15 protein-coding genes are annotated in these 11616 nt (G+C 32.5%); 8 read left to right on the forward strand and 7 right to left on the reverse strand.

Annotated features, from left to right (window positions below; genetic code table 11):
- Position 1 precedes the first annotated feature (1 nt).
- Genes CGEO_RS03775 through CGEO_RS03790 form a run of 4 tightly spaced genes read right to left on the reverse strand, consistent with a single transcriptional unit; the run spans position 2 to position 3171 of the window.
- Positions 2-310 carry a monooxygenase gene (locus CGEO_RS03775; protein ID WP_075493339.1) on the reverse strand — a complete coding sequence of 103 codons (309 nt, stop codon included), beginning with the start codon at positions 308-310 and terminating at the stop codon, positions 2-4.
- Positions 311-351: 41 nt separating this feature from the next.
- Complete coding sequence (locus tag CGEO_RS03780; RefSeq protein WP_172658072.1) at positions 352-1272, reverse strand: tetraacyldisaccharide 4'-kinase; 921 nt, start codon at positions 1270-1272, stop codon at positions 352-354.
- Positions 1265-2401, reverse strand: coding sequence for a DegT/DnrJ/EryC1/StrS family aminotransferase (locus CGEO_RS03785; RefSeq protein ID WP_075493337.1), 1137 nt, complete (start codon positions 2399-2401; stop codon positions 1265-1267). Before CGEO_RS03785 ends, CGEO_RS03780 begins: the two co-directional genes overlap by 8 nt.
- On the reverse strand, positions 2401-3171 hold the full coding sequence (locus CGEO_RS03790) for an NAD+ synthase (RefSeq protein WP_075493336.1): 771 nt from the start codon (positions 3169-3171) through the stop codon (positions 2401-2403). The genes CGEO_RS03785 and CGEO_RS03790 overlap by 1 nt, the downstream gene beginning before the upstream one ends.
- Positions 3172-3277: 106 nt before the next feature.
- On the opposite strand from CGEO_RS03790, the gene CGEO_RS03795 reads away from it, so the two are divergent.
- A complete protein-coding gene (locus CGEO_RS03795) occupies positions 3278-3877 on the forward strand; it encodes an MBL fold metallo-hydrolase (protein WP_075540122.1) in 600 nt (199 codons plus the stop codon).
- 15 nt (positions 3878-3892) lie between these two features.
- On the opposite strand, the gene CGEO_RS03800 is transcribed toward CGEO_RS03795, so the two are convergent.
- Positions 3893-4153 (reverse strand): helix-turn-helix transcriptional regulator, encoded by a 261-nt coding sequence (locus CGEO_RS03800; protein WP_075493334.1) that lies wholly within the window; start codon positions 4151-4153, stop codon positions 3893-3895.
- Between the two features lie 118 nt (positions 4154-4271).
- On the opposite strand from CGEO_RS03800, the gene CGEO_RS03805 reads away from it, so the two are divergent.
- From CGEO_RS03805 to CGEO_RS03820, 4 genes are all read left to right on the forward strand, one after another.
- On the forward strand, positions 4272-4688 hold the full coding sequence (locus CGEO_RS03805) for a hypothetical protein (RefSeq protein WP_075493333.1): 417 nt from the start codon (positions 4272-4274) through the stop codon (positions 4686-4688).
- Positions 4688-4906, forward strand: coding sequence for a hypothetical protein (locus CGEO_RS03810; RefSeq protein WP_075493332.1), 219 nt, complete (start codon positions 4688-4690; stop codon positions 4904-4906). The genes CGEO_RS03805 and CGEO_RS03810 overlap by 1 nt, the downstream gene beginning before the upstream one ends.
- 2 nt (positions 4907-4908) lie before the next feature.
- A complete protein-coding gene (locus tag CGEO_RS03815) occupies positions 4909-5343 on the forward strand; it encodes a hypothetical protein (RefSeq protein ID WP_075493331.1) in 435 nt (144 codons plus the stop codon).
- Positions 5344-5733: 390 nt separating this feature from the next.
- On the forward strand, positions 5734-6003 hold the full coding sequence (locus CGEO_RS03820; RefSeq protein WP_075493330.1) for a hypothetical protein: 270 nt from the start codon (positions 5734-5736) through the stop codon (positions 6001-6003).
- A gap of 363 nt (positions 6004-6366) precedes the next feature.
- Here the strand turns inward: CGEO_RS03820 and cmoB are convergent, their stop codons facing one another.
- The gene (cmoB, locus tag CGEO_RS03825) at positions 6367-7302 is read right to left on the reverse strand and encodes a tRNA 5-methoxyuridine(34)/uridine 5-oxyacetic acid(34) synthase CmoB (protein ID WP_075540123.1); all 936 of its coding nucleotides are present in this window, start codon (positions 7300-7302) and stop codon (positions 6367-6369) included.
- 57 nt (positions 7303-7359) lie between these two features.
- Between cmoB and CGEO_RS03830 the strand changes: the two genes are divergently transcribed.
- Positions 7360-8637, forward strand: coding sequence for a M28 family peptidase (locus CGEO_RS03830; RefSeq protein WP_075540124.1), 1278 nt, complete (start codon positions 7360-7362; stop codon positions 8635-8637).
- Between the two features lie 337 nt (positions 8638-8974).
- On the opposite strand, the gene nth is transcribed toward CGEO_RS03830, so the two are convergent.
- The gene (gene nth, locus CGEO_RS03835; protein WP_075493327.1) at positions 8975-9613 is read right to left on the reverse strand and encodes an endonuclease III; all 639 of its coding nucleotides are present in this window, start codon (positions 9611-9613) and stop codon (positions 8975-8977) included.
- 88 nt (positions 9614-9701) lie between these two features.
- Here nth and CGEO_RS03840 point away from each other — a divergent pair, with 88 nt between their 5' ends.
- Together CGEO_RS03840 and fbaA are read left to right on the forward strand one after the other, a co-directional pair.
- On the forward strand, positions 9702-10514 hold the full coding sequence (locus tag CGEO_RS03840; RefSeq protein ID WP_075493326.1) for a peptidylprolyl isomerase: 813 nt from the start codon (positions 9702-9704) through the stop codon (positions 10512-10514).
- Positions 10515-10542: 28 nt separating this feature from the next.
- A complete protein-coding gene (gene fbaA, locus CGEO_RS03845; protein ID WP_172658073.1) occupies positions 10543-11607 on the forward strand; it encodes a class II fructose-bisphosphate aldolase in 1065 nt (354 codons plus the stop codon).
- Positions 11608-11616: the final 9 nt, after the last annotated feature.

Raw genomic sequence — 11616 nt, forward strand, 5'->3', positions numbered from 1 at the left:
ATTAACTCTTTGGAGGGAAATTTGTTATGGCGCTGAGTTTTTCGTTTGTTTCAAAAATTTCATATCTAAAATTTGAAGCAAGACCTGATTTTTCTAGTCTGCTTAAATGCATTTTTATATATTTTTGTGCATCATCTTTGCTCTCAAAAGCATAAATTCCGCCGCTGGTGTTTTTTTCTTTATTTTGCGTCCAAATTTTCCACATAAAGCCTGGTTCACAAGCTATTGATTTTGCTAAATTTTCACACTCTTTAAACATATCTTCATCGTATCCGCCCTTGTAGTCAAAATCAACTTGTAAAATAACCATATAAAAAGTCCTTTTATAAAATTTGACTATTTTATCATTTTTTACTTTATAAAGCTTGAAATTTTCTTTTCAAACTCGCTGCTTAGCTCTAGTTCTAAATTTATAAGAGATAATGGCAGGTTAAAATCTTTGATTTTTACGTAGTCTTTTGCTGTAACTAGTAAAGAAGTTGCGTTATAGCGCTTTAAAATCTCTTCTAGCTCATCTTTTTTAAACTCATAATGATCTGGAAAAAACTCTTTTCCAACACAGCTTGAAAAGTGCTCTTTAAGGCGGTTTGGCTTAGCTATGGCAGTTGTTAAGACCATTCTTTTGGTTGGATTTTTTATAGTGCTTGTTTTTTTTATATCGCTTTGTTTTGGGATAAAATCACCAAATTTATAAAAACTTAACGGATATCTATAAGCTCCACTTGGCAGGGTTAAATTTATCGCTGGTTTGGGTTTTGGTACTAACAAAATATTAAATTTTTTAATATTAAATTTAGAAAATCCATCATCAAGAAGTATGAGTTTTGCGCCTAGTTTTTTTGCCTCTTTTATGGCTATGACTCTATCTTCGCTTACTATGACATTTGCGTTTTGTAAGCCTAGTGCATACTCCATAGCCTCATCGCCACTGGTTTTAATATCTACTAAAATTTTACCATCAAGTGCGACTATATGCATACCACGTGAGTTTCGTTTGTATCCTCTAAGTATGATAAAAGTTTTAAATTTAGGTGAAAATTTTAGAAAAATCGCTTTTGTCAAAGGAGTTTTGCCGCTTCCGCCAAGAGTTAAATTTCCAACTGAAATAATGGGGATTTTATAATCAACCTCTTTAGAAAATCTCTTTTTTACAGTAACAACAAGCGCGTAAAGTATGCTAAGAGGCGCTAGAATTTGCGCTAGAAGTTTTTGTGAAAAGCTTGGAGTATAGAAATATCTATCAATCCAAGCATGAAATTTTCTTTCAAACACTGTTTTTAGCTACAAATTTGACTTTGTCACATATGTAGTTTACTTCTTCATCTTTTAAATCCGCATAAATAGGCAGTGATAGTACCTGCTGATAGACTCGAAGCGAAGTTGGAAAGTCATTTACCTTAAATCCATACTTTTGTTTATAGTAGGTTAAAAGATGGATTGGAATGTAGTGAAGCGCTACATTTATGCCAAATTCTTTCAGTTGTCTTGCGAAGTTATCTCTGTTTTTATCTATTTTTATGATGTATTGAGTATAGATATGCTCATTACTTGCTGTTGGAGTTGTAACGTGAGGGCAGGTGCTAAGCTCTTTGTTATAAATCGCTGCTATCTCTTTTCGCCTTTTTATAAACTGCTCTGTTTTTGCAAACTGCGCTCTAGAAAATGCCGCGCAAAGTGGGCTTAAGTCATACTTTTGTCCGATTTCTAAAACATCATATATGTAGTTTAAATTTCCATCTTTGCTTGAACTATTCGAGATAAGCGCGTGGTTTCTTACAAGTTTTGCGCGAGATGCTATCTCTTCATCGTTAGTTGTGAAAAACCCAGAAGTTGCTATAAAGCCATCTATTTGAGGATTTACTTGAAAGCAAGAGATAAAAGAGTCCTTTATAGAGCCTAGTTTTGCGCCTTTGTATGTAGCGCCCATTGCTCTGCTTGCATCATCGATTATTTTTATATTATACTCTTTAGCGATGGCATAAATTTCATCCATATTTGCGCTTTGTCCGCCAACGTGGCTTATAAATGCAGCTTTGAGTTTTTTGTGGTTGTTTTTTTTCAAAGTTGCTTCAAAAGAATCAATATTTATATTAAAATCATCTTCATTTATATCCACCGGTATAGGCTCAGCATCGAAGTGTCTTATGACTTCTGCTACATTTGGGAAAGAATTTACTGAGCATATTATCTTATCGGCTCTTTTTATATCCATAGCGCAAAGTGCTAAGTGCATAGCTGAAGTGCCGTTGTTTGTAGATATGCCAAAATCTGAATTAAAATAGTTTTTAATCTCTTTTTCAAAGCTATTTATCATATTTATATTTGAATCAAAAAGGGCTTCATTGATTAAATTTGCCTCTCTTTCATCTACTAGAGGTCTAAAAAATGGTATGTTTTCCATTACTTTTCCTTAAGGTATTTTCTAACATTTGCGATATTTGGTAGTTTTAACTTGAAGCTGTTTTGAACCATTCGTTTTTTTATTACAGAAACTAGCTCTTTGTCATGCTTTTCTTTCAACTTAGAAAAACTCAAGTCTTTATCATAAATATCTCTTAAAACTTTATCAAGCTCTTTATAGGTGTAGCCAAGATCTTTTTCATCACTTTGCCCCTCCCACAAATCAGCGCTTGGTGGCTTTTTTAAAATCTTTTCATCTATACCTAAATACTTGCCAAACTCAAACAACTCGCTTTTAAAAATTTCTCCTATAGGGTTAAAAGCGCAAGCTAAATCCCCATAAATAGTCCCATAGCCAAGCATTCGCTCGCTTAAGTTACTAGTCCCTACAACCACAGCTTCCATATAAGATGATGTGTCGTATAAAACGCACATTCTCATTCTAGCTGCTAAATTTCCTCTTCTTAAGTTGCTTAACATGCCGATATTTTTCTCATATGCCCATAACATGGGTTCTATATCGATTAATTTGTGTATTATACCAAAATTTTCGCAATGCCTGATAGCATCATCTAGCCCATCTTTGTTGGACGTTTTTGTCGGCATAATCAACCCAAAAGTGTTTTTTATAGACACTTCAGCGCAAAGTGCAGAAACTATCGCAGAGTCAAGTCCGCCACTTATGCCGATTATAAAATTTTGTTTGCCTGTTTCTTCGAGGTTTTTTCGTAAAAATTTTTTTAATTCTTCTTTTGTTTTTTCGTAATTCATCATCAGTCCATGTTAAAATAAAACTTAAATAATAATTCTAGTATAATTTTAATAAAATCGTGCTTTAAAATTTAAATTTAAAGAAAATAAAAGATTAGGAGCATAAATGGAAATTATAAAAAAAGCTTTTGGCAGTGTTGTAACAAACTGCTATATCGTAAAAACCGATGCTGGCGAGCTTGTAATCGACCCTGGTGAGGGAAGTTATGGTTGGATTAAGCAAAACACTTCAAACATACTAGCTGTGTTAAACACACACGCGCACTATGATCATGTTTTTGATGATGGGCTTTTGCAAGCTGATGGGCTTAAGGTTTATATACATAAAGATGATGACTTTATGCTTAACAGCACGCAACATGGGCTTTTGCCAACTCCTTGCAAGGCTGATGTTTTAGCAAGTGATGGCGATGAGTTTAAATTCGGTGCAAGCGATGAGGTTAGCGTGAAATTTCACCACTTTGCTGGTCACACTCCAGGATGCTGTATGCTTGAAATCGGTGGCGTGATGTTTAGCGGGGATTTTTTGTTTAACGGCTCAATAGGAAGATATGACTTTCCGTTTTCTAGTGCAGTTGAGATGAAAAAAAGCCTTTTAAAAGCTTTAAAAATAGAAGAAAATTTCACTCTTTATCCAGGACATGGCGTTTCTACAACTCTTTTTAACGAGCGAGAAACGATGGAGTATTTTTTAAGGTATCTGTAGAGATTTGATGTAAATTTATGTGTTTTGTTTAAAAAATTCATTTATATCACACTCAAAAAGCTTTGATAATTTGAAAAGATGAAGAAGATTGAAATGTTTACCGTGAGCATTGTTCTCCATATTCGCATAAAATCCACTTGAAGCTTGCCCGATACTAAGAGCGGTTTCAAGTTGGCTTAAACCTTTTTCTTGTCTTATTTTTTTAATATTGCTTGAAACTAAATCAAAAAAACCATTATTTTCTTCTTCTGTTGTAATTTCTGGTAAATTTAGCATAAATTATTCCTATAGAAAAGTTTTCTATAAGTTTAAATTGCTTATAATACATTTGCAATCATCTTAAGAAATCATTTCTATAGAGATAAAAATAAATTTAATTATAAAAGGGTAAACAATGGAAGATATTTTATTAATAATGTTTTTAATTATTATAAGTATTTGTTTGATAAAAATTTTATACGATAAGATGCCTAAAGTTGAAAAGAAATGTGCTAAAAATAATAGTTGTGATTATTTAAAAAACGAAATTAATTCGGTTAGAACGATATTAAAAAGAAATAGTGTTGGTTTTGTTGACACTTTAAATGATGAAGAATTAAATTCAATTTGGAATGCAGTTGTTGCTAAATTCAACAAAGCATCTAAAGAAAGAAAAGAAACTATTTCTTATAATCAAAAAATAAAAATATTAGCTGAAATTATTAGTGTAGCAAATATAAGCGGTTGGGAATTTGCTATAAAGCATTTAGATTATGAGGTTAATAGATATTTATCATATGGACTAAGAAAAGATAATAAAGGATTATTCTAATGAAAATTGTTGCGTTTATTTTGGCGTTAGCTATAGGGTTAATTGTTTGGTTTTTTACTTTTGGAATTATTTTTTCCATTTCTGGACTTCGCGGAATAATACCATATATGTTGTTGATAATATTACCAATATATTTTATAGTAAAATTTCTATATAAATTTTTTATTAATAAATTTGGATACAAAATTATAGAAGAAGATAAAAACAAAGAGAAATAATTATGATTTTATTGTGGATAATTGCATTGCTTTTAGCTATACCAACATATGGACTTTCTTTGGTTGTGGTATTTATTATAGGCGCTTTTATGATGAAAAGCAACGATGATAATGCTATAAATAGGCTCAAAAATTATATGAAATATGATAAAAGATTATGTGACCATCTCAGAGATGGCTTAGAATCTGCTGGATATATTGTTAATATTTCAGAATATGAATTTGAAGATTTGACTGCTATTGTTTTGTTTGAAGTAAATACAAAGTTAGATAGTTGCTCTGATGATTTTAAATTCCAAGCTATGTTTGCCATAGTCGCAAAAGCTATGGTGTATTATGAGTATTGCACGCTAGAAGAAGCAAGAAGAAAAACAGAAGTTTTTATATTTAACTTTTTTAAAAATGCAGAAAAAGAAGGTATTTATATCAGCTGGTAATATATAATCAATTATAAATAGCCATGAAGAAAATAAGTTAAGTATGATAAGAAAAGTAAAGTACAAATTTAGTATGTAGAGAGTTTTTGTTATAAAATTTATGAATTGAATTATATGTATTTTGTAGCGATGATGTGATGATTTTATTGATTAAATAAATGAGAAAAATTGAAAAAGTATATTACTATTTTAATTGTAAGTTTAGTGTTTGGCAGTTGCGCTTCTACTGGATATTATTAGGCAGAGTACAATGGAAAATATTATTATTTTCCAGCAAATTGTCTTGATGGATTTCAATACTATAATAGCAATCCTGATTATATATATTGTTTAACAAATGGAAAGCAAAATGAGACTGTTTTACAACCAGCGACAGCAGAAGAGTTATATTTGTATCGACAACAACAAATTGAAAATCAAATAGCTTATCAAAATTTTTTAGCTTCTATGCGAAATACTAGTAACAATATGAATATGCGTAATGCCCTAATGAAACAAAGCATAAATTCTTTAAATTATTCAAATCAAAATTTGCTTAATCAACAACGACAACAACAAGAAGAATATAATATAAGAATGCAACAATGGCAGTATAATAATCAATTGCAAAAACTAAATAGAAATTTAGATAATATAAATAATACATTAAGAGGATATTGATATATGCAATAGTTTTGTATTTAGAAGCAATAAGAAGAGATATGTTTTTATAATTTATTAAATAGTTAATTATAAAAAACAAAAGTTATAATTATAAATCCAAAGGGCTAAAAGAATGCATTTCTAATGTAAACTCTATTTGGCTCTTTTATTATCTTGAAGCTTCACTTTCTAGTATTTTTATTAGTTTATAAAATTTATTTTTTTATCATCTTTTGGCTTGTCGGTAGTATAAAAATTTTTTCTAAACATCAACAGTCGGCTAATATGCTTGCGCTATTTTACATTTTCTTAAATTTATATCAAAGTATCGTTAAAATATCTCGTAAATTTCAAATCATACTCGAGATTTATTTAAAAAATTCAAGCCTTTATCCGCACATAAACTCGCTTTGGTGCAGGATATCCCTCGACTGTTTTGCTTTTATCGTTTGGATCTAAAAAATCGCCCAAGCTAAAGCCTTGTATCCACTGTGTTTTTCGCTGCTCGTTTAGATCTGTTTCCTTTGTCGCTAGCACTTCAAAATCTTTGAATTTAGCTCTTTCGCACCAGTTTTGAAGCGCTTTAACTGAAGGTATAAAGTAGACATTACTCATCTTTGCATAGCTGTTTTTTGGCGTGAGTGCAAACTCGCCATCCATTTCGATATACATCGTATCAAGGATAACTTCGCCGCCTTTATTTAGTGAAGCTTTGAGTTCTTTTAGCATTCGCACAGGATCGCTTCTGTGATAAATCACTCCAAGGCAAAAAATAGTATCAAATTTATGCTCATAAAACGGCAGATGTTCCACGCCTAAAAGCTCGTATTTTATGCCGCTTTGGATAAATTTATCAAGGAAAAGAAACTGCAAATATGTTCGCACAGAAGGATCAAATCCGACTAATTTACTTGCCCCCATTTCAACCATTTTAAACAGATAGTAGCAGTTGTTACACCCTACATCAGCGACGATTTTGCCATCTAAATTTAGATGTGGTTTTAAGATATTGAATTTAATAAAACTTTGCCACTCGCTATCGATAAACGTCTCAAAAACCTCAAAAGGACCTTTTCTCCACGGCATTAAAGCTTTTGCGGTTTTGTAAATTTGCTCTTGAAATTCGCTAAATTTAGCATTATCATTTAAGCTGTTTTTATCAAAAATACTCTCGCGGTTTTTTGAAATTTTCACCACATCGCCAAGCTCGACTTTGGCTTTAAACTCTGGTAAAACTTGAAGTAAGCTTAAAATTTCTTTATTATCTTTAAATTCAAGTGCTTTTAAATTTTCTTCTCTAACAAGGTCTAAATTCATAAATAATCCTAAAATTTTTGTTATACTAACATTTTAAATATTTTAAAAGGATAAATCATGCAAAAAGTTATGCAGTATTTTAAACAAATTTGTAAAATTCCACACGGAAGCTTTGAAACTGATGAGTTAAAAGAATTTTTAGTAGCTCGTGCAAAAGCCCTAAATTTCGATGTTTTAGTCGATGAAGCTGGAAATATTTACGCATCAAAAGGAAATCCAAAAATCTGTCTTCAAAGTCACTATGATATGGTTATGGTAGGAGAAGCGCCAAATTTAGTTTTAGAGGAAAAAGATGGCTTTTTAAGCGCAAAAAACTCAACTTTAGGCGCAGATAACGGTATCGGCGTGGCTATAAGTTTGGTTATGATGGAGGAGTTTGAAAACATCGAAGTTATTTTTACAAACAACGAAGAAGTAGGGCTGTGGGGCGCGGCTAGGTTTGAGTATAAAACTAAGAGCAAAAGACTTTTAAACCTTGATAGCGAGGAGGATTTTAGAGTTTCGATTGGGTGTGCTGGAAGTGTTGATATGTATGCAAGCTCTAAAGTGGAAAAAACAGTCGCAAAAGGCGTGGTTTATGAGTTAAAAGTCGAGGGCTTTCCTGGTGGACACAGTGGCACAGAAATAGATAAAAACATACCGTGTGCAACTAAATTTTTAGCTAAATTTATTAAAGAAAATGGTGGAAAAATCGCCTTTTTTGATGGCGGTGAAAGAAGAAATTCAATAGCAGCAAACGCACATGCAACAGTTGTTTTTGATAAAGAACTTAGCGAAATTCCAAGTTTTGTAAAGGCTGATTTCAAGGGCGTTAAAGAGTGTGAAATTTATAAAAATAGCGATGAAGTTTTAAATATGCTTTGCATTTTTGCTCAAGGCGTAAGAGCGTGGAATAAAGAGCTTGGAATTCCAGAAGACAGTGTGAATTTATCAACTGTAAAAGAAAAAGATGGTGCTTTAGAAGTGCTGTTTTTTGCAAGGTCGATGAGTAAAGATGGGCTTGAAAATACTAAATTTGAGACTAAAACTTTAGCAGAGAGTTTTGGCTTTAAGATAAGAAATGAAAACCAAACCACGCCATGGAAACCTGTGGCTAATGAGTTTAGCCATGCTGTGCTAGAAAACTTGCGCAAGTATTCGCCAGATGCGCACTTTGCGGCAGTTCATGCTGGGCTTGAATGTGGGGTTTTTATAGGGCTTGATGATGAGTTACTAGCAACTTCGATTGGTCCAAATATCTTCTCGCCCCACAGCGTAAAAGAGCGAGTAGAGCTAGCTTCAGTCGAAAAGATTACAAATGCGGTTAGAAGCTTGCTTAAAGATATGAAGTGTTAGGCGGGTTGATTATTTTATAGAGATAAATTTAATTGTTTGGTAAGTAAATTTTGCCTTCGCTCATAGCGTTTATAGAATTCCTTATCTTGAGTTTTAAGATAAGGAATTAATCTTAAGTAAATTTTCTACTTTTATAAATAAAAACAGAAAAAAGATAGATAATAATTTGGTATTTATCGCTTATTTTTGCAAATTTATAACACAGATTACCAAATTTTTAGGTAGTTTAAAACAGATTTTTACTAAATTTTAGATAGCTAATTTAATTTAATACTTTTATAAATCTAAATTTAGTTATAACTTGAATTTAGCGATTTTGGCATCTGTTTTACTAAATTTATTCATTTATAATTTTATCTTTGCTATGACAAAGCTCGTATAAAAAGCACTCCGTACAGTTTGGCTTAACCGCTTTACAGGTATATCTGCCAAACAAAACCATAGCTTGATGAAGCCAGTTAAGCTCAGTTTTAAAAGCTTTTGTCAAATCAACTTCTGTAAGTTCTGGCGTTTTAGCGCTACTTAGTCCAAGTCGGTGCGATACGCGAAAAACATGAGTATCAACAGCCATTAAATTTGCTCCCATATGCTCGATTAGCACCACGTGAGCGGTCTTTTGTCCAACTCCGGCTAAGCTCATTAAGCCCTTTTCATCTAGTGGAATTTCGCCGTTAAAATTTTCTACAACAGACTTTGCCATTTTGATTAAATTAGTAGCTTTGTTGTTAAAAAAGCTACACGAGTTTATCAGAAGTTTTAGGCTTGAAAGGTTTGCATTTGCTAGAGCTGTTACATTTGGATATGCGCTAAAAAGGGCTGGAGTGATTAAATTTACTCTTTTGTCGGTACATTGAGCTGAAAGCATAACGCAGACTAAAAGCTCGTATAAATTTTTAAATCTAAGCTCGGTAATCGGCTCGTTAAAATGCTCTAAAAGTAGGGATTTGATTAGGTTTATATCTTTTTTTGTTCTCATGCTTGTATTGTACTAAAAAATGTATAAATTTACTAAAATGTTAACGACTTTGCGATATAATGGTGGCAATTTTAAAAAAAGGATTTATATGAATAAAATTTTATTAGGAGCTTTAAGCTTAGCTGTTGCTATGAGTTTAAATGCAAAAGTTTTTGCTACAGTTGATGGAAAAGATATAACAGATATCGATTTAGCGCCACTTTTAGCAAATATGCCAGGGATTAACCCTGATTCACTTCCAGAAAATGTGAAAAAAGATCTTATAAACAGAGCCGTAGATATAAAACTGCTAACTGATAAAGCCATAGCTAGTGGCATAGAAAAAGATGAGCTTTATAAAAAAGAGATAAAACTTGCTCAAAGAGCTTTAGCGCTTCGTGTTTGGCAAGCAAAAGAGTTTCAAAAACTAAAAGTTAGCGATAGTGATATAAAAGCATTTTATGATAAAAATAAAGAAAAATTTATAGAACCAGAGCAAATTTCAGCTAAACACATACTTGTAAAAGATGATGCAGAAGCTAAAAAAATCATATCTCAGCTAAAGGGCTTAAAAGGCGATGCACTTAGTAAAAAATTCTCAGAACTAGCAGCAGCAGAATCTCTTGATCCAAGTGGTAAACAAACAGGTGGCGATCTTGGTTGGTTTTCTGTAAATCAGATGGTAAAACCTTTTTCTGATGCAGCAAAAGCGCTTAAAAAAGGCGAAATTTCAACAACTCCAGTTAAAACTCAATTTGGAAGCCACGTTATCTTAAAGCTTGATCAAAAAGCAAAAAGACAAGCAACTTTAGAAGAGGTTAAACCATACATTGAAAATATTTTAAAACAAGATAAATTTAAAGCTAACGTAGAAAAAGAGGCTGAGAATTTAAGAAAAAAAGCAAAAGTTGAATATAAGTAATTAAATTTTAACAAAGAAAGGACTATAAATGGGTGTTTTAGATGTTGTAAAAGCGGGCGTTCTAAGTGGCGATGATGTAAATAAACTTTATGAATATTGTAAAAACGAGGGGTTTGCAATCCCAGCGGTAAATGTCGTAGGAACAAATTCAGTTAATGCTGTTTTAGAAAGCGCTAAAAAGGCAAATTCGCCCGTTATAGTCCAGTTTTCAAATGGAGGAGCAAGTTATTACGCTGGTAAGGCTTGCGATAATGCTGCGGTTCTTGGAGCGATTTCTGGTGCAAGGCATGTGCATTTGCTAGCAAAAAGCTATGGTGTTCCAGTCATACTTCACACAGATCACGCGGCTAGAAAGCTACTTCCGTGGATTGATGAGTTAATAAAGGCAAGCGAAGAGAACATTAAGTTTTTTGGAGTTCCGCTTTTTAGCTCCCATATGCTTGATTTAAGCGAAGAGAGTTTGGAGTCAAATTTAAGCACTTGCGAAGAGTATCTTAAAAAACTAAGCCCGCTTGGCATTAGCCTTGAAATCGAGCTTGGCGTAACAGGAGGCGAAGAAGATGGCGTGGATAATACAAATGTAGATAACGCATTACTATACACTCAACCACAAGATGTTGCGCTTGCTTATGAAAGACTTAAAAAGATAAGCGATAGATTTTCTATAGCTGCTAGTTTTGGAAATGTTCATGGTGTTTATAAACCAGGAAATGTCGTGCTTAGACCAGAAATTCTTAAAAATTCACAAGAGTATGTAAAAGAAAAATTTAGTTTAAACCTTGATAAACCTATAAATTTCGTATTTCACGGTGGAAGTGGAAGCGAGTTAAAAGATATCAAAAATGCCGTAAGTTATGGCGTTATAAAGATGAATATCGACACTGATACACAGTGGGCGTTTTGGGATGGAGTTCGTGAATATGAGCTTAAAAATAGAGCTTATTTGCAAGGACAAATCGGAAACCCAGAAGGCGATGATAAGCCAAACAAGAAGTATTATTACCCAAGAAAATGGTTAAGAAGTGGCGAGGAAAGCGTTGTAACAAGGCTGTTACAGGCTTATGAAGATTTAAACTGCATAAATAGAAACTAAGAGGTTTTA

The organism is Campylobacter geochelonis, assembly GCF_013201685.1.
GTDB classification, from domain to species: domain Bacteria; phylum Campylobacterota; class Campylobacteria; order Campylobacterales; family Campylobacteraceae; genus Campylobacter_B; species Campylobacter_B geochelonis.